General features: G+C 58.4%; 26 protein-coding genes. 11 read left to right on the top strand and 15 right to left on the bottom strand.

Going from position 1 to position 23,092, the window contains the following annotated elements; translation table 11 throughout:
- Positions 1-2: 2 nt before the first annotated feature.
- From NA78x_RS26630 to NA78x_RS26600, 7 genes are all read right to left on the bottom strand, one after another.
- Complete coding sequence (locus tag NA78x_RS26630) at positions 3-437, bottom strand: hypothetical protein (protein ID WP_425615410.1); 435 nt, start codon at positions 435-437, stop codon at positions 3-5.
- Complete coding sequence (locus NA78x_RS26625; RefSeq protein ID WP_425615409.1) at positions 437-856, bottom strand: iron chaperone; 420 nt, start codon at positions 854-856, stop codon at positions 437-439. Before NA78x_RS26625 ends, NA78x_RS26630 begins: the two co-directional genes overlap by 1 nt.
- A 121-nt stretch (positions 857-977) precedes the next feature.
- Positions 978-2,231: an NAD(P)/FAD-dependent oxidoreductase gene (locus NA78x_RS26620; protein ID WP_425615408.1), complete on the bottom strand. Its 1,254-nt coding sequence runs from the start codon at positions 2,229-2,231 to the stop codon at positions 978-980.
- Positions 2,228-3,166 carry a proline racemase family protein gene (locus tag NA78x_RS26615; protein WP_425615407.1) on the bottom strand — a complete coding sequence of 313 codons (939 nt, stop codon included), beginning with the start codon at positions 3,164-3,166 and terminating at the stop codon, positions 2,228-2,230. Before NA78x_RS26615 ends, NA78x_RS26620 begins: the two co-directional genes overlap by 4 nt.
- Complete coding sequence (locus tag NA78x_RS26610) at positions 3,166-4,074, bottom strand: dihydrodipicolinate synthase family protein (protein WP_425615406.1); 909 nt, start codon at positions 4,072-4,074, stop codon at positions 3,166-3,168. The genes NA78x_RS26615 and NA78x_RS26610 overlap by 1 nt, the downstream gene beginning before the upstream one ends.
- Before the next feature lie 120 nt (positions 4,075-4,194).
- The gene (locus tag NA78x_RS26605; RefSeq protein WP_425615405.1) at positions 4,195-4,848 is read right to left on the bottom strand and encodes a DUF1579 domain-containing protein; all 654 of its coding nucleotides are present in this window, start codon (positions 4,846-4,848) and stop codon (positions 4,195-4,197) included.
- 281 nt (positions 4,849-5,129) lie between these two features.
- Positions 5,130-5,444 (bottom strand): hypothetical protein, encoded by a 315-nt coding sequence (locus tag NA78x_RS26600; protein WP_425615404.1) that lies wholly within the window; start codon positions 5,442-5,444, stop codon positions 5,130-5,132.
- Between the two features lie 113 nt (positions 5,445-5,557).
- Here NA78x_RS26600 and NA78x_RS26595 point away from each other — a divergent pair, with 113 nt between their 5' ends.
- A complete protein-coding gene (locus NA78x_RS26595; protein WP_425613880.1) occupies positions 5,558-6,802 on the top strand; it encodes an IS256 family transposase in 1,245 nt (414 codons plus the stop codon).
- A 20-nt stretch (positions 6,803-6,822) separates the two neighbouring features.
- Here the strand turns inward: NA78x_RS26595 and NA78x_RS26590 are convergent, their stop codons facing one another.
- The 4 genes from NA78x_RS26590 to NA78x_RS26575 all read right to left on the bottom strand — a co-directional run bounded on the left by NA78x_RS26590 (position 6,823) and on the right by NA78x_RS26575 (position 9,879).
- Complete coding sequence (locus NA78x_RS26590; protein WP_425615403.1) at positions 6,823-7,329, bottom strand: hypothetical protein; 507 nt, start codon at positions 7,327-7,329, stop codon at positions 6,823-6,825.
- 216 nt (positions 7,330-7,545) lie between these two features.
- Complete coding sequence (locus NA78x_RS26585) at positions 7,546-7,671, bottom strand: hypothetical protein (RefSeq protein WP_425615402.1); 126 nt, start codon at positions 7,669-7,671, stop codon at positions 7,546-7,548.
- A gap of 259 nt (positions 7,672-7,930) precedes the next feature.
- Complete coding sequence (locus tag NA78x_RS26580; RefSeq protein ID WP_425615401.1) at positions 7,931-8,590, bottom strand: PEP-CTERM sorting domain-containing protein; 660 nt, start codon at positions 8,588-8,590, stop codon at positions 7,931-7,933.
- A gap of 284 nt (positions 8,591-8,874) precedes the next feature.
- A complete protein-coding gene (locus tag NA78x_RS26575) occupies positions 8,875-9,879 on the bottom strand; it encodes an imm11 family protein (protein WP_425615400.1) in 1,005 nt (334 codons plus the stop codon).
- Between the two features lie 298 nt (positions 9,880-10,177).
- Between NA78x_RS26575 and NA78x_RS26570 the strand changes: the two genes are divergently transcribed.
- The 9 genes from NA78x_RS26570 (at position 10,178) to NA78x_RS26530 (ending at position 19,232) form a co-directional block, all read left to right on the top strand.
- Positions 10,178-11,431, top strand: coding sequence for a putative DNA modification/repair radical SAM protein (locus tag NA78x_RS26570; RefSeq protein ID WP_425615399.1), 1,254 nt, complete (start codon positions 10,178-10,180; stop codon positions 11,429-11,431).
- A gap of 105 nt (positions 11,432-11,536) precedes the next feature.
- Positions 11,537-12,937 (top strand): UdgX family uracil-DNA binding protein, encoded by a 1,401-nt coding sequence (locus NA78x_RS26565; protein ID WP_425615398.1) that lies wholly within the window; start codon positions 11,537-11,539, stop codon positions 12,935-12,937.
- Positions 12,938-13,068: 131 nt separating this feature from the next.
- On the top strand, positions 13,069-14,412 hold the full coding sequence (locus NA78x_RS26560) for a VWA domain-containing protein (protein WP_425615397.1): 1,344 nt from the start codon (positions 13,069-13,071) through the stop codon (positions 14,410-14,412).
- 59 nt (positions 14,413-14,471) lie between these two features.
- Entirely contained in the window at positions 14,472-14,819 is a 348-nt protein-coding gene (locus tag NA78x_RS26555; RefSeq protein WP_425615396.1) for an ArsR/SmtB family transcription factor, read from the top strand.
- A 39-nt stretch (positions 14,820-14,858) separates the two neighbouring features.
- The gene (locus NA78x_RS26550) at positions 14,859-15,335 is read left to right on the top strand and encodes an SRPBCC family protein (RefSeq protein ID WP_425615395.1); all 477 of its coding nucleotides are present in this window, start codon (positions 14,859-14,861) and stop codon (positions 15,333-15,335) included.
- A gap of 115 nt (positions 15,336-15,450) precedes the next feature.
- The gene (locus NA78x_RS26545) at positions 15,451-16,212 is read left to right on the top strand and encodes a DUF899 domain-containing protein (protein ID WP_425615394.1); all 762 of its coding nucleotides are present in this window, start codon (positions 15,451-15,453) and stop codon (positions 16,210-16,212) included.
- On the top strand, positions 16,212-16,598 hold the full coding sequence (locus NA78x_RS26540) for a hypothetical protein (RefSeq protein WP_425615393.1): 387 nt from the start codon (positions 16,212-16,214) through the stop codon (positions 16,596-16,598). Before NA78x_RS26545 ends, NA78x_RS26540 begins: the two co-directional genes overlap by 1 nt.
- Before the next feature lie 90 nt (positions 16,599-16,688).
- On the top strand, positions 16,689-16,907 hold the full coding sequence (locus tag NA78x_RS26535) for a hypothetical protein (protein ID WP_425615392.1): 219 nt from the start codon (positions 16,689-16,691) through the stop codon (positions 16,905-16,907).
- 267 nt (positions 16,908-17,174) lie between these two features.
- Entirely contained in the window at positions 17,175-19,232 is a 2,058-nt protein-coding gene (locus NA78x_RS26530) for a catalase (RefSeq protein WP_425615391.1), read from the top strand.
- 8 nt (positions 19,233-19,240) lie between these two features.
- Here the strand turns inward: NA78x_RS26530 and NA78x_RS26525 are convergent, their stop codons facing one another.
- From NA78x_RS26525 to NA78x_RS26515, 3 genes are all read right to left on the bottom strand, one after another.
- Positions 19,241-19,561, bottom strand: coding sequence for a tetratricopeptide repeat protein (locus NA78x_RS26525; RefSeq protein ID WP_425615390.1), 321 nt, complete (start codon positions 19,559-19,561; stop codon positions 19,241-19,243).
- Between the two features lie 65 nt (positions 19,562-19,626).
- Positions 19,627-19,923, bottom strand: coding sequence for a hypothetical protein (locus tag NA78x_RS26520; RefSeq protein WP_425615389.1), 297 nt, complete (start codon positions 19,921-19,923; stop codon positions 19,627-19,629).
- A gap of 126 nt (positions 19,924-20,049) precedes the next feature.
- A complete protein-coding gene (locus tag NA78x_RS26515; protein WP_425615388.1) occupies positions 20,050-20,439 on the bottom strand; it encodes an RNA recognition motif domain-containing protein in 390 nt (129 codons plus the stop codon).
- Positions 20,440-21,030: 591 nt separating this feature from the next.
- Here NA78x_RS26515 and NA78x_RS26510 point away from each other — a divergent pair.
- Entirely contained in the window at positions 21,031-21,195 is a 165-nt protein-coding gene (locus NA78x_RS26510; protein ID WP_425615387.1) for a hypothetical protein, read from the top strand.
- 67 nt (positions 21,196-21,262) lie between these two features.
- On the opposite strand, the gene NA78x_RS26505 is transcribed toward NA78x_RS26510, so the two are convergent.
- Positions 21,263-23,008 carry a DUF1598 domain-containing protein gene (locus tag NA78x_RS26505; protein WP_425615386.1) on the bottom strand — a complete coding sequence of 582 codons (1,746 nt, stop codon included), beginning with the start codon at positions 23,006-23,008 and terminating at the stop codon, positions 21,263-21,265.
- Positions 23,009-23,092 lie beyond the last annotated feature (84 nt).

The following is a 23,092-nucleotide window of genomic DNA, read 5'->3' as shown; positions in this document are numbered from 1 at the left end:
AGTCAATGAGCTTGCGGCGGAAATCCAGGTGCGGAAGTGACTCGTTGGATCATGCCACCTAACCACGCGCAGGGCAGCGCTGTAACTGCGAGAGCGATGGGGTACCAAGCCGGTCCGAACACTTGCTCTTGTCCCAATGTGAACGCGGCACCAATCGTGCAGACAACCGTGCCGATGATTCCCGGAATCAAGGCATGCAGCATTCGTCCATCACGGGCCAGTGTCGCGGCGAGGTAACTTCCGATAACGCCAATCACGATCCGGTACGAGAATGCGATGGACGACTGCCAGTGATTCATACCGATGGTTTTTGGAAACACGCCGAAGCCGTGCATCACCATGTCCATGAACGTCGACGTAAACACGATGAAAACGATCGCGGCTAGCACCGCACCAAAGCTGCGCAGGATGCCTAACGCTTTCGATGGCTCGCTCATCATTTCTCCTTCGCGCTCTTGCTCGCAACATTCGCCGCCAACCGGGCCTTCACAATCTTCTTGACCAGCGTCGCGGGCAACGGCTTGTTGGCTGGAAAGCGAATCGTCCCGGTGCTGGTATCGTAGCCAACTAGTTCGTCTTCAAAGCCAGCGAGGACCGACGAACTCATCACATACAGAGCACAGTGCTTCGCTGTGGCGCCAAAGCTAGCGAGCATGCCGCTCTGTTTGAACGCCGGTACGCCATAGCTGATGCATTCCTCGGCTTGCGGTGCCGCCGCACGAATCGCTCGCCGCAACTTCTCCAGGGCAACGCGCTGATCCGGGCTAACACTGGCGAGATACTCGTCCACGGTCGTCGCTTTGATCTTCACTTTGGCAGGCGACTTCAATTTCGATGCAACCTTTGTTTTCGCCATGGCGATGGTTCCTATTTCTGCTCGGAGACGACAAGGCGCCCTGCAACTTGGTCGAAGCCAGAGAGCCTCGTTCGACATCTCGCCAAGAAACTTGCTCGGAATTTCTCAAGTCGCAATGCCGCTACAGCGGTCTTCCCACCGCATAAGGCTGAGGGTCAATGTGCGGCGTCGCACCGGTGACCAACTCCGCCAGCAATTTGCCCGTGCCCGGCGACATCGATACGCCGAGCATTCCGTGGCCGGCCGCCAGATAGACATTGTCCAGCGCCGGGACCAACCCGAGAAACGGCAAGCTGTCGGGCGTCATTGGCCGCCAACCTGCCCAGGTCTCGAGCACCGGTTCGTTGTGAGGCTCGCGCAGATAAACCTCGGCCCCCGCCTTAAGAAGTTGTACGCGGGCAGGATTCAAACTGCTATCGTACCCGGCAAACTCCATCGTCGAGCCAATGCGATAGGTGCTCGCCAGCGGTGTCACAGCGACTCGATGCTCCTCGAAGAGCATCGAGTACTTCGGACAAATCGCGGGGCGACCCATGGTGAGCGAATATCCTTTGCCGGGCTGAATGGGAATGGGCCGCCGCAGCAAGCGATTCAGTTGAGGTGTCCAAGCACCGGTCGCAATCACGATTTGATCCGCGGCGATCTCGCCCTGACTGGTGACTAGCTGCTTCGCCAGCCGACGATCTACTGTCAGATCGCGCAGTTCGCATTGCTCGCGAATCTCCACTCCGTCGCGCTCGAGCGCATGTCGCCACGCGAGCATCAGTTTATCGGGACGCAGGTGACCATCGGACTCATAATGCCACGCACCGGCAATGCCTAGCTTCAGCGACGGTTCCAGATCCAGCAGCGCCTGACCATCCAGCCGCTTCGCCCCAATGCCGAACTCATTCCGCAGTAGAGTGTCGGTGGCCGCATAGTGTTCCATGCCGTGCTGACTAAGAAACACGAACAGCAGTCCGAGCGGTTCCCACTCCACTTCAGCGAGCGTCGAGTGAAACAAGTCGTCGTACAGCGTGCGCGACGATCCGAGCAACGCTTGAATGGCATGGCCTGCTTGCAGCATGTCGCGCTGGTTGCACTTGCGGGCGAACTGCCAGAACCAACGCCACATTGCAGGATCGAGTCGCCAGCGAACCTTCAGCGGCGAGTTACGCGCTAGCAACGTCTTCATCGTGTTCCACAGCGCGCCGGGAGTGGCGAGCGGAAGCACGTGACTCGGGCAAACGTAGCCGCAGTTGCCGTGCGAGCAACCTTTGCCGAAGGCTCCTTGATCGATGAGCGTCACATTGCGACCAGCCTGGTGCAGGTAATACGCACAAGCGGCACCGATGACTCCACCGCCGACCACCACGACGCGTTCCTGGTTGCTCATGAACGAAGACCCCAGCCGAAGGGATCGGCGTCATCCAGCAGCAGCGTCGATTCGCTGGTGAGGAACGCCTCGCCACTGATGCGTGGCAAGATGCTCCCCTCATGCTGCCGGTACGAACCCTCGAACACGCTTCCCAGAATTCCTTCTTGCCGCCAGATCTCTCCAGGCTGAAGTTTGCCATCGGCCGCAAGGCAGGCGATCTTCGCGCTGGTCCCGGTGCCGCACGGCGAGCGGTCGTAAGCGTTGCCGGGGCACAGCACGAAGTTCCGACTGTGATTCTTGGCATCGCTGGGCGGTCCAAACAGTTCGATGTGGTCGATGGTCTGCCCGGCAGAGCCCGTGACGCCCTGCGTTCGCAGTGCGGCCTTGATCCGCAGGGTTGCGTCGAGCAGCGCACTCGAGTTCGCCAAGTCGATGGGGCTGTTCCAATCGCGGACCAGAAAAAACCAGTTGCCGCCCCAGGCAACATCGCCGCGAATCTCTCCCAGGCCAGAGACGTTCACCGGAACATTCGCGGCCAGCCGATAGCTGGGGACATTCTCGAGCGAGACTCGGTTGCGGCCGTCATAGTCAAACGAGATCGGACCCACCGGCGTTTCCAGTCGATGCGAGCCCGCCTGAATGCGGCCGAGATGCCCGAGCGTAACACCCAGGCCGATGGCGCCGTGCCCGCACATCCCCAAGCAGCCGACGTTGTTGAAAAAGATCACGCCCGCTGCGCAGGTTGGGTCAACGGGCTCGCACAGCAGTGCGCCGACAATGACATCGCTGCCCCGAGGTTCGCAAATGATCCCGCTGCGGTAGTGATCGAACTCCGTGCGAAACCGCTCGCGCCGTTCCACCAAGCTACCGCGACCAAGATCCGGTCCGCCGGCAATCACGACGCGCGTGGGCTCGCCGCCGGTGTGGGAATCAATGACCTGAATCCGGTGCATTACAGGCCCTTCAACTTCGGCCGATTGGCGATCCCGTGACGAATGATCGCCAGCACCCGCTCGCGCTCTTCACCGGTCAAACCGAGCCGAGGCTCGCGCACCCACTCGCTGCCAAGTCCCGTTTCTTGCACGGCCAGCTTGATGTACTGCACAAACTTTACATGCGTATCGAGCTTGAGCAGCGGATAGAACCAGCGATAGAGCGTGCGGGCTTTATCCCACTTCTGAGCGCGGGTCAGTTCCCAGAAGTATTGATTCTCAGTCGGGAAGGCAATGCCCGAACCGGCAACCCAACCATCGATGCCCAGAATCGCCGACTCTAGCGCCAGGTCATCGACACCCACAAATATCTGGTAGCGATCGCCAACCTCAATTCGCAGCTCGGTGATCCGCCGCGTATTCGCCGAACTCTCTTTCAAGGCCACCAGATTCGGGATGTCGGCCAACTGTGCGAAGTGAGCGGGCGTGATATCGACCGGGTAACCCACCGGGTTGTTGTAGAGCATCCACGGCAGGCTCGTCGCTGCTGCCACTTTGCGAAAGTGATTCATCGCCTCGGCGGTGTCGGCTTTGTAAACCATGGCCGGCATTACCATGAACCCCGCGGCTCCGAGTCGTTCGCAATCCTTCACGTACTGGCAGGCAGCAGCGGTGCTGGTTTCGGCGACGCCGCTCATGACCGGAATGCGCCCGGCGGCCACTTTTACAGACTCCGCAACCAGCGCCCGCTTCTCCGCAGGCTCCAGCGTTTGATTCTCGCCCAGCGAGCCACCCACAATCAGGCCGCTGATGCCTGAAGCAATCAGCGCTTCGATGTGCCGACTGGTTCCCGCCAGATCGAGCGACAAGTCCTTATGAAACTGCGTAGTAACCGCTGGAAAAACGCCCTGCCAACGAGCTTGCGACATCGAACGACCGTCTCCTCACCCGAACCAAAAAAGTGCCTCTATCCGCTGCCTGATTAGAAGCCCAGCCACTCCCTGGTCGCAAGGGAGTGACTGGCAATTCCCGGCATGAATCAAGGGTGGCTATTTATCACCCGTCTTCGTGAGTTCGATCAGCATCATGCGGAACTCTTTGCCACTCTTGGGATCGGTCATGAACGATTCCAGGGTCTTGGTATTGGCACCCGTAATCGTCTCCACTTCCCGCATGGCGGTTGGCTTTTGCGTGAGCGGGCAGTTGTATTTGTACTTCCAGGTCAAGGTTTTGCCGTCTGCCGAAATGTCCCCTTCGCCGTTCATGATCCCCGTGCTGTGATTGTCGATCCAAGTCGACACGAACTTCTCACCCACGTTGTCGTAGCCGTAAGTGCCGAGACCGCTATACGGCCCCATGCCGGGAAATTCGCCTTTCATCTCCACCTTGATAAACCGCCCGTCCATGATCGGGCTGACGGTCGATACGCAGTCGGCCTTCATGGCAGGTGCCTCGGGAAACATCCACATCGTGGTCTTGCCGTTCCATGTTCCCACACCCTTCGCCAGGTGCGCTTGCATCTTGCCCGGAGTGCCGGCAGCCATGCACTTTTGCATGTCCTCCAGCGTCCAACCGGGCGGCAGCTTCAGTTCAGCCGGCAGTTGAGGCTGTTCCTTCTTCTCCTGCGCGAGTGAAATTCCGCTCACTGCCGTCAGCGAAACTCCAGCTACCAGTGCCACCACCAACCAATTCTTGACGTTCATCAGCAAACCTCCGAAGGGGAGCCAACCGGTTGCTCACCGCGAGCAGTTCAGGCTGGCAGACGAGTGTGTACAAGTGTACAGAATGTGTCTTCGTTGGGAAGACACATTTCCGACAATTGCTTTCTGCTAATTGGTTGTCGCTGGTGGAGTGGTCGATTCGACAAAGCCTGGCAAAAGATTGTGTGAATACGCCTGATTGTTCCGCGCGGCAAATTCACTGTCCAGCACGCGTGGCTCGAACCATCCACGCGTGCGAATGCTACCGGCAACCGGCATCGCGTCTATTTCACGCGCCGTTTGGTACGCACCACAACTTGCTCGGGACTGTTTCGCCGAGCAAATGCTCGATTCGTTCCCGCGACCCAGTCTGCCGTCAGTTCGGCGCTGCGACGCTGATCGGCCAATTGCTCCTGGTGCCGCTCTTCTTTTTCCTCTTCCGTCATGGGCGGTGGATTCTTCGCCTTGAATTGCAGGTACCACGCCGCAGCCCGCCAATTCTTACGTGCGGCCGCCATCAATGTCATTTCGGTTTGCAGCACATTCATTTCTTCGGCCCGTCGAAGTTCCTCGGCAAACTCGGGCTGACGGTTCGCCATGTTCGTGATGAGATATAACCGAAAGTCGTGGACGTTGAGTGATTGAAAGAGGCGGTGTGCTTGGCGAGAAAGTGTTTTGCAAAAGAACCTTTTTCACCAAGGAGCACACCACCATGCAGGAAGTTAACGGATCGACGATTGCGTTGCCAGGGTCTCGGGAATCGCTGCACGAGATTCTTCGGCAAGGAGCACAGCAGATGCTCGCGCAGGCCATTGAAGCCGAGGTTGCGGAATGGATCGACCAGCACGCACACGTGACTGATGAGCGGGGCCGTCGTCAGGTCGTTCGGAATGGGCACTTGCCGGAGCGGAAGATCGTCACGGGGGTGGGCGAAGTGGCCATCGAGCAGCCACGCGTGCATGATCGGCGCGAGGCTGGCGACGGCGAACGATTTCACTCGAAGCTGCTGCCGCCGTATCTGCGGAAGACCAAGAGCATTGAGGAGTTGATTCCGTATCTGTACCTCAAGGGGATCAGCACGGGCGACTTCCACGACGCGCTCGCGGCGATCGTCGGGCCGGAGTGTCCGGGGCTCTCGGCAACGACCGTCACGCGGCTGAAGAGCGTTTGGGAACAGGAGTATCGCGAGTGGTCCGCGCGTTCCCTCACGGGGAAGGAATACGTCTACGTCTGGGCCGATGGCATTCACACGAACATTCGTCTGGAAGAGGATCGGCAGTGCATTCTGGTGCTGATGGGAGCCACCAAAGACGGCAAAAAAGAGCTGATCGCCATGACGGACGGCCATCGCGAGAGCGCTCAATCGTGGCGAGAACTGCTGCTCGATGTGCAGCGCCGCGGCCTGGCCGTGGCGCCCAAGTTAGCGATTGGCGATGGTGCCCTCGGCTTCTGGAAAGCGCTCGCCGAGATCTTTCCCGCCACGAAAGTGCAACGCTGCTGGGTACACAAGACTGCCAATGTTCTCGATAAGCTACCGAAGAACAAGCAACCGAAAGCGAAAGACATGCTGCATCAAATCTGGATGGCCGACACGCGCGAAGCGGCCGGCAAAGCGTTCGACGCCTTCGTGGCCGACTATCAAGCCAAATATCCACAGGCCACGGAATGCCTGGCCAAGGACCGCGACGTGCTGCTCACGTTCTACGACTTTCCTGCGGAGCATTGGCGGCACCTGCGAACTACGAACCCAATCGAGTCGACGTTCGCCACCATTCGCCTGCGGCATCGTCGCACCAAAGGCAACGGCAGTCGCATCGCCTCGCTGACCATGATGTTCAAGCTCGCTGAAAGCGCCGCGCGCGGCTGGCGACTACTCAACGGCGCTCAACTCCTCCCCGATGTCATCCGCGGAGTCGTCTTCCAAGACGGCCTACCCCTCGACCAAGCCGCCGCCTAATTCAATTCCACCATCCACAACTATTGACAATATCTCGTTCGGTTCGTGATGGCCGACGGCGAGATTCCCAAGTACACGGCTGCCTGACGTCGTGAAAATCCAACAGAGACCAGCATAAACAACTTGCCAACGAGGTCATCATTCAGAATTCGCGGACGACCGCCCAGTCCCAGCCGCACCGGTTTGGGCACTGCCAGTTTTCGTTCCTCTATTACCTCATATTCGCACTCAATTGCCTCGGCTTCGCTCGAACTCACAGTGCTGATTGTCGTGGGCTTAGCGATCTGGTCCGACAAGTCGTCCAACTGAAACTCGTTAACAATCTCACCCGGTTTGTGAACACCACTTGCAGTATTTTCCGAGGAAAACACCACCTCACTGTTCACAAACCCCTGGGGTTTGTGAATGCCCCCTGCCTGTGTGGCGACGCCGGCAACCACTTCACCAGGCACTCCAACCGCCGGCACCTGCGCGCCATTTTCGACAGTCACTTCTCCACGAATTTCGCACACCTTCACTTCATTCATAGCCGTTCTCCAGAATACGTAACAAGTAACTCCTTGACACCTCGGTAAGTGTACGCTTGTTCACTATTGAATGCAAGAGATTTCCGCGGCTGGATTTTGACTGGGCACTAAGGGTTCGCTGGCCCCAACGACCTTCAACCTCGAAGAAGTTTTAGCGCCCAGTCGCAAGTCGCGCAGGGTACTTGGGGGCATGGTCAAAAACACTTGCCACCAACGCTACGTGTTGCAGCCTGCTGGAACTTCATTGGAGTTCATTTCGTTTTCAGCGAAACGACTCAGCAGGGTTTTCGGCATCATGAGGTTCTGCGACGACTCACGCGCGTAGATGTCGCTGGCATGCATGAGCAGTCACCTGCCACGATAGGTGCATCGGCAGGTCTTGTTCTAGAATCTCGCGAGTAGAAGTCGCGACAGAGAACATTGGGCGAGTGGGGCAGGAAAAGGCTGGGACAGGCAACTGTAGATGAGCCCGACAACCCTGCTACTAATCTGACGAACAACAATTCGACCGCACCTTACTCACTGCGTCAGTCCCCGAAAGAAAGGGTAATTTCAAGGGACCGCGAGAAAGTTTACAACTGCTATTGGGATCGTTTCGGCGCTAGACAGGTTGTTTGCGACGGCGATAGCCTAGCAGTGCACAACCTGCCGCACCTATTCCCCAAATCGCCATCGTCGTGGGCTCTGGAACTGGGGCAAACTCAAATGTTCCGGCGGCGTAGCGATTAGCAGGACCAGCATCAATGATCTCGGGATAGATGCCAGCAACGGGATCGTAGCGACCGGTGCCGACAAAGGAGATCACACCACCTCCATCGTTCATAGTGCTAAAAAGATTAGCGGATCCCATAGAATTATAGTTGGGGTCACTGAAAGCAACGACACTGTAGTTGCCTGGACCAAGAACCAGCGGACTATTCAGCGCGAGGAACGCATTCCCATTAACGATGTGGGTGTAAGTACTTGAGTTAATCAACACCGAAGAACCTACGAGCAACTCGGTGTTGCGGTCATAGATGCCAACAGTCACTCCCCCGCCATTGATCGATTCCAGGTTGTTTATGTTATTTCCGAAGAATGCCCCAAGAGAGGTGACAGCAATTGTCTGATTAACGTCAAAATCCAGCCCTAAAGATCCCCCATAGTTCTGCAGAGGCGCAGCATTTGCGTCATTGTCGTAAGCAATGATTGACGCATTCGCGGTCGCGACCGAAAGCAAAATTGCAACTGCCGCAGCGATCAACGGTCTTAGCTGTTTCATACACTAACCTCCATATCGACATGCCGGACTTTACCTTGTTCATCAGCAAGTTTGCCGCGGATCCAACATTCCTGACGAAGATCTCGTAGAAATTTACGAAGTTTGCCAATTGGCAACTCAAGGTCATGCGTGAAATTGCATTTTCGCTTGTCAAAACACTGTCCATCAACCCCACAGGTGGTGCAGTTTGCAGAAACTCCGTTGGAGTTCGTTTCCCGTGAAGATCGCTACCCAATTTGCGCTGCGCGAAAAGAACGGGCAGGGCTCATCGCCGACAATTCAACCTACGGCACCGACTTCCTTTTCAGCCAACCGAGGCCGGTGATCTTTTGTTGGTCGACTTCGTCGCGGAACGCTTGCGAGACAACCAGGCGAAAATGCTCGTAGTTGATGCGAAAGACACCTTTGTCTTTCACGACCGAGCGGCGGATTTGATAGCCCCGGCCCGGGTGGAAGTCACCCGGTTCGTTAGGATCGTCCGCCGGGATAACATCCTCGTCGCGGAGGCAATTCAGCTTCTCGTACAGGTTTACGACGTAGTAGCCGGGCACCGGCGCGTCTTTGTACCACAGGGGAGCGGGAAAGACCTGGACCTTTTTCGTGTAGGACTGAAACAGCTTCTTGGCCCGTTCCGAGCACACGATCCAACCGCGATAAAAGTGCAGAAAATCATGCTTGCCCGGTCGGCTCGACATCATCAGCTTGACGTCCTTACCCAGGCGACCGGGCATCCGGACGTGGTCCACGATGGCAGACTCGTCGAAGTCGCCTAGCTCGTACGTCCCAATGAAGTTACCGCGTCCCTCCACATGCAGCTCGTAAAAGAAGATGGGAGCCTCGGTTGGTTCCTTCTTCGCCCCCACTTTCTTCACGCGGGGTCGATATACCTTCACGTCCCCTTCGTGCTCGCCGTACGCCACGGGAAGCTTGGCTAACGCGGGATGAATCGCCGGCTTTGCGTTCAGCAAGTCGCCTACCAGCTTGTAGGGATCGAACTCATCGACAATGGACTTCGGTAGGTGGCAGTCGTCGAGCGGTTCCCACGCGGGCTCCGAAAGTTCGTCCAGATGGTTTTCATCTACAGGGTCGAACGGTTCACTCGGATCGTGCTGAAAGCCCATGACCGAGAAGCGAACCATTGGACCCTGGCCTGCGCGACGATGCTTCTCCGTAAACGTCAGGTCGTTCCACTCGATGCCCAAGAGATTAATCTTGGGAGGAACTTTCGCCAGATGCTTCTTGAGCCAAGTGGCCAGTTGCTCAGCAGCGGAGTCGGATTTCTTAGCCATGTTCGCCGTTGCATCGAGATGACAGGAGAGGAACGACAAAGCTTGGCCAGATTGTAGTGTTGGCAATTCAGACAAGTCCACTCTTACAACAGCCAATGCTACGTTGTCCCACTAAATCCCCGGTCATTGCTACTTGACCTCCGGACACCAAGTGTTGCAATTTCCCCCGCCTCCCGCCTCCCGCCTCCCGCCTCCCGCCTCCCGCCTCCCGCCTCCCGCCTCCAGTTCCCAGCCCTTGCCTCGCCGCTACACTGTTAGTGGACAATCGTCACCTAACTCGACTGAGCAGCGATCTCACATGGAAGTCCGCGCGAAACTGGCGATTCTGGCTGATGCGGCCAAGTACGATGCCTCGTGCGCGAGCAGCGGCAGTAAGCAGACTCGCGCGGGGAGCAAGATCGGCAGCACGGAAGGCATGGGGATCTGCCACAGCTATACGCCGGACGGTCGCTGTGTGTCGCTGCTCAAAATTCTGCTGACGAATTACTGCATCTACGACTGCCAGTACTGCGTGAATCGCGTTTCCAGCGATACCCCGCGGGCGCGGTTCACCGTCGACGAAGTGGTGTCGCTGACGATGGAGTTCTACAAGCGAAACTACATCGAAGGGCTCTTTCTCAGCAGCGGAATTATCCAAAACTGCGATTACACCATGGAGCAGTTGATCTCCGTAGCCAAAACCCTGCGCACCGAACAGTACTTCGGCGGCTACATCCATTTGAAGACGATTCCCAACGCGGCGGCCGGCTTGCTGGAGGAGGCTGGTCGCTGGGCCGATCGCTTGAGCGTGAATATCGAACTGCCAACTTCCGGCGACTTGCTTCAACTGGCTCCGGAAAAGAAGCGCGAGCAGATTACCGGTGCCATGCACGGCATCGCCGAGAAGATCGACGAAACGCAAGCCGAAAAGAAGGCGGGCTTCAAAGCGGCCCCGTTCGCACCCGCCGGGCAGAGCACGCAGATGATCGTCGGTGCCACGGACTCGCGCGATGTCGATGTGTTGAGAACGGCGACCGAACTTTACCGGAATCACTCCCTGCGCCGCGTCTATTACTCGGCCTACAGCCCGATCCCACATGCCGACGCCCGCTTGCCGGGCAAGTCTCCGCCGCTGGTCCGCGAGCATCGGCTCTATCAGGCCGATTGGCTCCTTCGCTGGTACGGTTTTGAAACGGACGAGTTGGTCGTCGGCCCCGAACGAAACCTGTCGCTCGAGATCGACCCCAAGCTGGCCTGGGCCCTGGCCAACCGTCCCTACTTTCCCGTCGATGTGAATCGAGCGAGTCGCGAACAGTTATTGCGCGTCCCGGGACTGGGCGTGCGTAACGTCGATCGCATTTTGCAAATTCGTCGCTACCAAAACCTGCGCACCGAAGACATGAAGAAACTGCGCGTCGCCTGGAACCGCACGAAGGCGTTCGTACTCACGGCCGATCACAACCCGGGACTCGCCGACCTCGATAAGCTCGACCTATCACGCCGCCTGCAACCTCGGCAAACCCAACTCACCCTGTTCGATGTCGCCACCTCTGCGCTCACGGGCGAGGTGTAAGGGCATGCTGAGCCGGAAGCGTGAGCGCCCGGAGATCTCGCCGTTGGAATTGCTAGAAGCTTCTCTAAATACTCTCCGGGCGCTGACGCTTCCGGCTCATTCCCGATGCACTCCATTTCCGTCCAACATTTTGAAGACTGGCGAACCGCAGCGCGCGCATTACTTGCCGCCGAGGTTCCACCCGCCGATATCCATTGGGATCAACATCACCAGGAACAGCGTTCACTCTTCGGCGCCGACAACTTGCCCAGTGAGTTGCTTTCACCAACGGCGCCTTCGCCGGCCGCTCGTGTTCCACCCGAGTTTCTCACGCTCGCCAAACACGTCGCGGCGCATCGCGAACCGCAGCGATGGGAGATTCTCTATCGCACGCTCTGGCGACTGACGCATGGCGAGCGGCACTTGCTGCAGGTGACGACCGACGGAGACATCTACCAGCTGACGCAAATGAACAAGGCGATCAAGCGCGACATTCACAAGATGCATGCCTTCGTGCGGTTTCGCAAAATCGAAGTCTCCGGCGAGGAAGTGTTCGTTGCCTGGCATCGCCCCGATCATCGCATCGTGCGCTTAGCGACCCCTTTCTTCGCGCGTCGCTTTTCCACCATGACCTGGTCGATTCTGACGCCCGACGAATCGGCCCATTGGGATCAGCAGTCGCTCTCGTTTGGCGACGGCGTTCCCGCCAGTGAAGCACCGCAACAAGACGCGCTGGAAGAACTCTGGCAGACATACTATGCCAACATCTTCAATCCGGCGCGGGTGAATGTGGCGCAGATGAAAAAAGAGATGCCGGTGCGCCATTGGCCTACCCTGCCCGAGTCCAAGCTGATTCCCGAATTACTGCAACGAGCCGCGGCTCGCGTCGACACGATGATCGACACGCGCGAAGGCCCCGCCTCCTCCGCTGCGCAGTTCATCCCCGCATCCTTCGACCTGACCTCACTCGCCTCAGCCGCCGGCAAGTGCACTGCCTGCGATTTGCATTGCCACGCGACGCAAACGGTCTTTGGAAATGGTCCCAGCAATGCCCGCATCGTGCTGATTGGAGAACAGCCTGCCGACAACGAAGATTTGGCAGGCCTGCCGTTTGTCGGCCCCGCCGGACAACTGCTCGACGATGCGCTGCACCAAGCGGGATTGCCGCGCGAGCAGGTTTATCTGACCAACGTCGTGAAGCACTTTAAGTTCACGCCGCGTGGCAAACGCCGCCTGCACCAAAAGCCCGATTCGCGCGAAGTCGCAGCGTGCCTGCCGTGGCTCGAAGCGGAGCTTTCGCTACTGAAGCCAGCCACCATCGTCTGCCTGGGAAGCACCAGCGCGCAGGCACTGTTCGGCCGCGACTTCCGCCTCACCACCGGTCGCGGCCAGCGCATCCGCAGTCACTTTGCCGACCAAGCACTCGCCACGTGGCATCCCGCGGCTATCCTCCGCATGCCCGAACCCAATCGCCGTGACGAAATGCAGCGACAGTTGGTGCACGATCTGATGATCGCTCGGAACTGAGTCAAACTCACTTCTTCCCCCTAGATCCCAGTTCCTAGTTCCCAGCTCTCCACGTTTGACGCCGAGTCTCGCGCGATTGACAATAAGTGAGCAATCCAGCCTCTCCTTGATTCTCGCGCAAGGCGCTCTCGATGAAACGATTGTTGCTCCTCGTTGCTGCTTGCGGACTCGCTCTCGCTTTCACAGCGAAGCCGGCTTGGACCGATGAAGTTGGCGCTGCATTTACGGCGGCGAAATCGAAATTGCTGCAAGATCTGCGGTCGGGTAACATAGACATTCGCGCGGCAGCGGTGAACAAGTTTCGCGAGTTTCCCACTCCCGAAGCAGCGAGCACACTGCTGCTGCAGGGGTCCATCACGCGCTTCCCCGATGTTCGTCGCGGTTGCTTCGATGTGGTCCGCACGTTTCGCAATTCGGAAGAAGTGGGGCGTACGTTCCTCGCCGATATTCTGCGGGAACTGAAGCTCGACAAGGTAGAACCCACCACAGCCGTGCGCACGCTCGTCTTGCTGGAAGGAGATGACCCAGCGGTGCAAAAGCTCGCCGAGCGGGTTGTGGAACAGGCCGAGAAATCGCCGGCCGGAATCCTTCTGTTGGCACTCGTCATCGATCAACTAGGAGAGGCCGCCGATGCAGCCAGCTTTCAATCGCTGCAACGAATGGCAGAGTTGCCAGCCGCTTCCTCGCATGCGGGTCTCAAGCGGGCCCTGGTGCAGGCGTTCTGCAAGTTCGACGAGAAAGCCGCCATCGCCAAACTCGTCGAATATCACGCGCTGGCCGAAGGTGAGACGCGGGCCGATATCGAAAGACGGTTGCTGCAGGTCAGCGGCCTCAAGCCCGAAGAGCGTCACGAGTGGGCCACCTGGTGGCAAGAGAACGAAGCGAAGTTTGTCTTTCCCGCAGAGAAGAAGCCTGAGGTGGGCCTATTTGCGAAAGCAGCATCTCCGGCCAATGTTCCCGCTTACTACGGCCTGCCGCTCTACGGCACAAAGATCGTGTTCATCATCGATTACTCGGGCAGCATGCGCGGAGGCAAGCTGGATGCCGCCAAGCGGGAATTGAACACAGCCGTCAACAACTTGCCGGATGGGGTGCGGTTTAACATCGTGGCTTTCAACTCCGCCGTCGTTCCTTGGAAACGGGAACTGGTCCCAGTCTCCCCCGCGGCCAAGCAAGAGGCCTCGGACTTTATTTACAGCGGTACTGCCACCGCGCGTACTGCTTCTTACGATGCACTGGTGAGTGGCCTCGCGCAAGATTGCGATGCCATCTACTTCCTCACCGACGGCGCGCCGAACGGCGGCAAGATCGACGACCCGCGACAGATCCTCACGATCATCGGCCGGCAAAATCGCGTTCGCCGCGCGACCATCAACGCGCTGGGAATTGGTGTCGGCGCGCAAGGTGGCACCTTCGATGTCTTTCTGCGAGATCTCGCGGCGCAGAACTTCGGCGTGTATCGACGCGTGGATTAGTTTGCAGGTCTTCGAGAATCCGCTCTTGACATATTCCCATATCGGAATATGATTTCAGCATGTCACGAGCAGCTACTACCTCGGATGTGTTCAATGCCGTTGCCGAGCCGAGGCGGCGAGAGATCATTCGCCTGCTGGCGAGTGGTACTCCCCGGTCTGTAGGGGAATTGGTTGAGGCCATGGACCTGGCTCAGCCGGCGGTCTCCAAGCACCTAAGCGTGCTGAAGGAAGTGGGGCTCGTATCGGTGCAGAAAGACGGCAAGAACCGTCTTTACACACTGAATCCCGCGGAGCTCAAGCCCGTGCACGACTGGGTCCAACCGTTCGAGCAGTTCTGGTCGCATCAGCTTGACCGCGTGAAAGAGCGAGCCGAACGCAAAGCAGCGGAACGTGCCGCCAAGAACTGATTTCGCCACCATTCATTACGTACATCAGGAACCCTTGCCATGGTCGCCAAAGTTATCAGCGAAGCGATTCAAAACCTGCGCGTGGAAAAAGACATCTTCATCGCAGCGCCTCTGGAGATCGCGTTCGAGTCGTTGCTCGAGCAACTCGGCCCCGAGAACGAAGTCGTCGGTGGCAAGGCGATGCCGATGGTTCTGGAACCTTGGCCAGGCGGTCGCTGGTACCGCGATCTCGGCAAACATAACTTCGGTGGCCACGGCGGCCACTTCTGGGGGCACGTGCAAGTTATCAAGCCCCCCGCCTTGATCGAGATTTCCGGCCCGCTCTTCATGTCGTATCCAGGCGTCAATCACCTGCAATATCGTTTGACTGCCGAGGGAACCGGCACTCGCCTCCACCTGCTGCATCGCGGCTTCGGCGAGATCCCCGCCGAGCATCGCGACGGGGTCAACGAAGGCTGGGCCCACATGCTCGCCATCGTGCAGAGACTCGCTGAAGCGAAAGCTCAGGCGAAGTAGCTTCTTCCGCTAACCAATATCCAAAAATCAACGATCGCTCTCGCGCTCGCAGGGACACTTCGCGCGCATTTTTAACTACGAACTTCAAACTTCCCCTTACCCTAGGAGCCATCCCATGTCCGCAAACCAGAAAGTCGTAACTCGCCAGCAATGGCTGGAAGATCGCAAACGCCTGTTGCACGAAGAAAAAGAACTGACGCGGCGGAAGGACGAGTTGGCTCGCCATCGTCGCGAGCTACCGTGGGTCAAGGTCGACGAGAAGTATGTGTTCGACGGTGCCGATGGCCCCGTGACGCTGGCGGAGCTGTTTGATGGCCGCAGCCAACTGCTGATCTATCATTTCATGTTCGCGCCCGAGTGGTCGCAAGGTTGCAAGTCATGTTCGCTGGTTGCCGACCACTTCGATCCCGCCATTGTGCATCTGCAGCAGCGCGATATTTCGATGGCGGTCGTCTCCCGCGCACCTGTCGACAAGTTGCAGGCCTTTCGCGACCGCATGGGCTGGGGCTTTCGCTGGGTTTCTTCCGGAGGAACGAGCTTCGATCGCGATTTCGGCGTCTACTTCTCGCCCGCAGACCATACGAGCGGACTCGCCATCTACAACTACGAAGGTCCGCCGTTTCCACTCACCGACCTGCCCGGCTTGAGCGTGTTTGTGCGAGACGAACAGGGAGCCATTCATCACACGTACTCCATGTACGCCCGTGGCCTCGATCACTTGCTGAATGTCTACAACCTGATCGATCTGACTCCCACCGGCCGCAACGAAGCGGGTGTCGAAGGGATGGCTTGGGTCCGGCATCACGACCGCTACGGCGTGCCGGGCTTTATCGATCCGTGGATGGAACCCGCCGCAGTGAAGATCGGAGCGCCGTAATGCCCCGTGCATCTTCCCTGGCGATGCTCCAGCCCGCACAGCCCGAGTCGGAGTGTGACGATTCGGGCTCGCGCGGCGGTTGTGCTTGCTCCGCGACATCGGCGGCGATCGCATCAACCAAGTTCACGCAGCGCTCCGTCTCCGGCGGAGCGCTCACCGTCTGTGGTCTGCTCGGTTGGCTTTGCATCCCCAAGTGCCCGCTGTGCGTGGCGACTTACTTCGCGCTCGGCTCCGGCCTCACGCTCACCCTCGCGCAAAGCCAACTGCTTCGTCAGTCAATGTATGTTGCCGCCGCTTCGCTGATCTTGTTTGGTGTTTGGCGACTCGCCAAGCATGGTTGGCGAACCATTGCTCGCCGGTCGACGAACGCGTCAGCCGAGCATTGAAATCATGACTCCAATCCCTTGGCGCGTCTGGAGAAGTACAATCACCAGATAGCTGGTCGCCCATACGGCTAACGCACAAGGGATGGAATCATGGCCACGAAACAAACCTGCCCCGATTGCCATGTCGAGATGGAATCGGGCTTCGTTCCCGACCACTACGCGCAGATCATTCGCAGCCATTGGCACCCCGGCGCTGCCACCGCCAAGACCTTTCTCGGCAACCTGAAGCTCGACTCCGAATCGCTGCTTCCCATCGTCGCCTTCCGCTGCCCCACCTGCGGCCTGCTGAAGCACTACGCGAATAAATAGTTGAGCGCATCGCTAAGTTGTGACACCCTCGCCTCCTGCCTGCTCTTTCCTCAACCAGCGTGATACCGCGGTGATCACAGGGGCAGCGGATGGCGAGGTTTTCTTGGGCGTTTGCTGCGGTCGCAGTGAGGCACAGGGATTGCATCGCTGCGCGGAACTCAGTTGAGTTCCCCCTCTGTGCATCCTGTCCAGCAAAGGCATCGTGTCATGGCCAAAGCAAAGTCCAGTTCTAAACGATCGGATCGATCCCCGGAAGAAAACCAAACCGTGGAAGAAAATGTGGGGACTGGTGGCGAACTGCACCAGGTAGCTGCTTCGCCCGAGACCACGCTGACTACGAATCATGGTTTGGCCGTCGGCGACGATCAGAACTCGTTGAAGGCGGGCCCGCGCGGACCGGTTCTGCTCGAAGACTTTCACCTGCGCGAGAAGATCACGCATTTCGATCACGAACGGATTCCCGAGCGGGTCGTTCATGCGCGTGGCTATGCGGCCCATGGCTTCTTTCAGGCCTACGAAGGAAACGCCGATCTCACCAAAGCAGGCTTTCTGAACGACACGAACGCTAAGACGCCCGTGTTTGTTCGGTTTTCGACCGTCGCCGGTAGCGAAGGCTCGTTCGACACGGCCCGCGATGCCCGAGGTTTTGCGACGAAGTTTTACACACAGGAGGGGAATTACGACCTCGTTGGCAATAACATCCCGGTCTTCTTTATCCAAGATGCGATCAAATTCCCCGACCTGATTCATGCGGTCAAACCGGAGCCGGATCGCGGCTTTCCGCAGGCTCAGTCGGCCCACGATACCTTCTGGGATTTTGTCACCCTCACGCCCGAGTCGATGCACATGCTGATGTGGGTCATGTCCGATCGAGCCATTCCCCGCTCGTACCGCATGATGCAAGGCTTCGGCGTCAATACATTTCGCATGGTCAACAGCGAGGGCAAATCCAAGCTGGTAAAGTTCCACTGGCGGCCGAAACTGGGAACCGTTTCGCTCATCTGGGACGAGGCAGTGGTAATCTCGGGCTGCGATCCGGACTTTCATCGTCGCGACTTGTGGAACGCGATTCAGGCCGGCGATTTTCCGGAGTACGAACTGTCGGTGCAGGCGGTCGATGAAGAAGAGGCCGACAAACTCGATTTCGACATTCTCGATGCGACGAAGATCATCCCTGAAGAGATTGTGCCGCTGAGACCCATCGGCAAGATGATTCTCAATCGCATGCCGGACAATTTCTTCGCCGAGACCGAGCAAGTGGCCTTTTGCCCAGCCAACCTCGTTCCGGGCATCGATTTCAGTGAAGACCCGCTGCTCAATGGCCGGCTCTTCTCATATCTCGATACGCAGCTCTCACGGCTCGGCAGCACCAACTTCCACGAGATTCCCATCAACGCGCCGAAGATGCCTTGGCAGAACTTGCAACGAGACGGCCATATGCGGATGCGCGTCGATCCGTCTCGCATCACTTACGAACCCAATTCGCTCGATCCGAACGCACCTCGCGAAGCGGGTTCCGCTGGCTTTCAGTCGGTTCCCGTACCGACGGAAGGAACGAAGATTCGTCAGCGGCCAGAGAGTTTCGCCGATCACTACTCGCAGGCAAATCTGTTTTACCGCTCGCTGACGGAGCCGGAACAACGCCACGTTGCCGGTGGCTTTGCTTTTGAACTGGGCAAGTGCGCGGAGTTGAAGATTCGCCGCCGCATGCTCGGACATTTGCAGAACATCGATACCGGCCTGGCAGAGATGGTGGCCGAGAAACTCGGCATGGAAGGCCAGGCCGATAAGATCCAGCCTCGCGTGCCTGTGAACACCAGCCTGGAGCCCTCGCCGGCCCTCAGCCAATACGCCGATGCACCGCTGACGATCGCAGGCCGCAAGATTGGTCTGCTAGTCACCAACGGCAGCGATGCCAAGCTGATCGACGCATTGGTGAAGAAGGCCAAAGCCGAAGAAGCCACGGTCGAAATCGTCGCACCCAAGGCCGGTGGATTTACAGATAGCGACGGTGCCGAACGTCCAGCCGATCACTTTCTTGCCGGTGCCCCCTCAGCCGTGTTCGATGCTGTCGTCCTAGCCCCCAGCGCAGAAGGTGCGGCCGAATTGCTGAAGATGGCGGCGGCCGTCGATTGGCTGCGGATGGCATTCGCGCATCTCAAAATCATCGGCTACACCCAGGAAGCGCTGCCGCTGTTCGATGCCGGCAACATTGACCCGGCAGCCGACGAAGGCCTCGTCAACATCCAGGGCACAAAGGTCGCCGACTTCCTGGAAGCAGCCAAGCAGCACCGAATTTGGGCTCGCGAAGCAATGGTGCGCTAAGCGGCGCTTTACGCCCGGTTTTTCAACCGCACGAGTTGCGTGCGGGCGGCGGTGCGGACGTTTTCGGGGGCGTCGTTCGACGAGATGACCGATTGCAGATCGGCGACGGCACGCTCGTCGTCTTTGAGCGAGGAGTAAGCCAGCGCTCGATTGAAGAGGGCGCGGGCACGGACCGTGCTCGTCGCCGAGTTGGAGCGGAGCAGGTCGTTGTAAATGGCAATCGCGTCGGCAGGCCGCTTTTCTTTAGCCAAGTCGACTGCTTGCTGTAACAGGTTGTCTTCGCGGCCACTTTGGCTGAACCAGTTGCTCAGCCGTTGAAAGAAACTCATCACGCACTCCCAAATTGCCAGTCCACAATCGTCTTGAGAGGAGTTTGTTGCTTGCGAGCCGCGAGTTACTCGGGGGCCCGTACTTCGTAGCGGATCATGTTGTTCAGCCGTTGCGGCAATTCTTTAACCAGGCAAGTCTTACGAATTTCGGCGATGCTTTCGTGAGGCACCCAGGCACCTTGCTTGAAGATGAAGGTATTCTTGCTGGCATCTTCGGCCACAATGAACGCCTTGCCGTAAACGATGGGCTCAGCCCGTTCGGTCAGGACTGGACTGGCGAGCATGCTGCGGCGCACTTCGGCTTGCGGGGCACGAGCAACTTGACGCTTATTGGGCTGGGGGGCACGGCGTTTCTGGGGCATCAGGACGATCTCCAAGTGGAATGAAACGCGACGCAGAGGGGATCAGCCCACTGCGTCGCGAAAGGTCTCTACAAACATGGTAAGACGGAAACGATCTGGCGGCTACTGCCGCGGGTGAGTCAGCGCTTAGTAGCGACGACCGCCACCGCCACCTCCACCACCACCGCCGTATCCACCACCGCTACCACCGCGGCTGCCGCCACCACCACCACCATATCCGCCGCCGCCACTGCGACCGCCGCCACCGCCACCACCAAAGCTACGCTCTTCGCGAGGGCGTGCTTCGTTGACGGTGAGGGCGCGACCATCAACCTCTTTCAGGTTGAGAGCGGTGATGGCTGCAGTGGCCGAGTTGGTGTCACCCATCTCGACAAAGCCAAAACCCTTGCTGCGACCCGTGTCTCGATCTTGCACCACTTGGGCGCTCTTCACCGAACCGAACTCCGTGAAGAGTTGTTCGAGAGACTCGTTGGTCATGTTGTAACTGAGATTTCCGACGTACAAGCGCGTTGCCACTAAAGAACCCTGTCGTAATTGAAACGCGACCCCTGTGAACTTTCTGGGTCGAGAGAAAGAGACCAGCGTGGTGGTCCGCCAAGTGGGAGAGGCGAAAGAAGGGCGGCGAACCAATTACAAACTCGTGCGCGTGCGCTTGCGTCGTCAGACCGACTTCCTTCGTTATAGAAGAATCGCCGCGCGCGGCCTAGGGAAAAACTCCTGGCTATTGCTCCGAATTCGAGAATAAGCCAGCGACAAAATGGCGGCAAACGCGTGCCAGCTTGCGTTTTTCCGCTGGCCAATCATACTGAAGGGCGTCGGAACTCTTTATTCCAAACGAGTGGGACCCGGGAATTCCCCCTGAAGGTCGAGCCTTGCTGCCTGATTGGCAGCTGTCTTTTTGCCACACCTTTCTCAATCTGTGGCGTCAGTGATCTGAAGTTGCACGGATGCACAGCAGCTGCTTCACCGAACGCACTTGCGTTTCGTCGTGCGCAGTTGGAAGTAGGTATGGTTCGACGTGGTCCGCTAGCCGGTGCCCGTGGAATCGGTGTTGCGCGAACTCATTCTGAATCAGCCAGTTAGCCGCCCTGCCGAAGAAAGCCAGTCATGAGCGAAAAGAAGCCGACTCCCGTCTTTGCCTCCATCAGCCCGCGCGTTTGCCCCATCTGCGGCAAGGTTTCCTACTCACGCGCCGGAGAACATCCGCAGTGCAGCGTGAACCGCGCCGACATCGCCTTCAAGCTGCGCAGCAAGCAACGCAAACGAGCGTAGTTGTCCTGGTGCCAGAACGACACGGGCAGAACACTACCCGTGTCATCGCCATGATCTCAGCAATCGCCTAATCCCACCACCAATGGCGGCGGGGAAGTTCCTTGGGCGTGCTGGCCGAGCGCTCACCCTTCAGCAGGCCGTATTCGTCATTCTTTACGGCAGTCGGGGCCGCAAGCGAGCGAGCATCGACGGTGACCCCGCCACTCACACCAGCGACGAGGCTCTTTCCCTCGATGATGCGGTGGTTGATCACCGAATCGACCTTGGTCGGTGCGAAATCGAGCTGCGTCTCGTAAGTGCCATCAGGGCCAAAGTGCGTGAGATGCCAGTTGACCTTCTCTGGCAACTCGTGGCTGCGGACGACAGCGGCCACGAGGGCCAGATCGAAGATGTTCCGCAGTTCGGCATACACGGGATACTTCGCGGCCAGAATCTCGAAGTGCTTGGTAAAGCTGTCCGCAAACTGCGAATTCACTTCGCTGCTGCGGCCGGTGTGAATGCGATCGCCTTGCTCGCTGAGCATTTCATTCTCGCTTTGCACCTTTACCCCCGGACCTTTGAGCTCAAACGCATCGCGGGCTTCGGTCGCGCGCAGAGCATCGTAGTTGAGCGTGAACCACCAACGGAGAACGCTCAGGTTGTTCAGGTCGTGTCGCTTGGGGTCGAGTGAATTGAGATAACTGGTGACACCGAGCGTACCCTCTTCCAGGCCCATTCCCACAAGTTTCATGCGGTAATCGGCTTCGACGAGCACCCGCGCGGCGCGAGTTTGCGGATCGAGACCATACACAACGATGTCTTGCTGGCCGAGACCGGCCCGCAGTTCTTCCAAAAAGGTCGCCCGCTGCGAAGGTTTCATGCCCCCCTTCGCTGCCCAGCGATCGTTCACCGCTTGAGCTTCAGCAAGGCCCGTCTTGGTGGGATTAATCGAACAGCCAAACTTGGGCTCGGCACTAAAGGCATTGCGAAAGGTGACAACCAAATCGTCGAGTTGCACAACCGGACGATTCTTCTCAACGTCAACCCAACGTCCTTCGTTGTTTTGTCGCCAATCGTCGGCGGGACCGGCAATCACAATGTCGCCCGTATCGGGATAAACGAGCAGATACTTGATTCGCTGCAAACCAGCCAACAACTGCATCGCTTCGTCCGGCGACTTTTCAGCCGCTTGTAACAGTTGCAATTCACGTTCGAGCCGATTGAGCGAAATCTTGCGCAGGACCGACTTCTTGCGAGGGTTGTGAGACGAGGCCATCTGCTGGGCCGCGTTGCGTACGCCTTCCAGAGCCACATCGGTGCGCGGTGGCATTCGCCGCAGCAGACCAAGGGCATCGACGCGCACGCCGCCATCGAAGCCGCTGACCGATCCCGGTCCGCCGACATCTTGCCAGCTATCGGGCTCGATGGTCGAAGTGATGAGTTCAATTAGGGGATCGAAGTCGGCTTGCACGCCGCCTCCGCGACCGAGCCATTTCGAGCCAGACGCTTTGCGAACTTGCTGCAGCACGCCGCTGCGAGTCAGATCGGAAGTGATATCGGCAGCTGTTTCCAGTGAACCGAGTTTTGCCCCCGCATTAGCCTGAGCGGCGGCAATATCGCCGAGCAAGCGATCGCGCACGCGCGCATCGCCAAGCTGATTCGCCGCTGCTTTCGCAGGACCAAACTCGCCTGCTGCCAGATGATCTTGAATTTGCTGTTCATTCGCGGGTTGCTGGGCGGACGCGAGTCCTGCCGCAGCTAACAAGCCGGCCGCGATGAAAAAGAAGAGCCTGCCCGTCCCACGCGCGCTGCTGCGCTCGCTTCGAGCTGCCATTACCCACCTCTTGTTCCAGAAGAGACGCCCCTGACGGACTTAGTGTCGCATGGCGAGTCGGAAGAAACAAGTTCGGAGTTCTGG

It is taken from the genome of Anatilimnocola aquadivae, assembly GCF_049819085.1.
In the GTDB taxonomy this organism is placed as follows: Bacteria; Planctomycetota; Planctomycetia; order Pirellulales; family Pirellulaceae; genus Anatilimnocola.
Note: the sequence above shows the minus strand (reverse complement) of the source record. Positions and strands in the feature narration are given on the sequence as shown.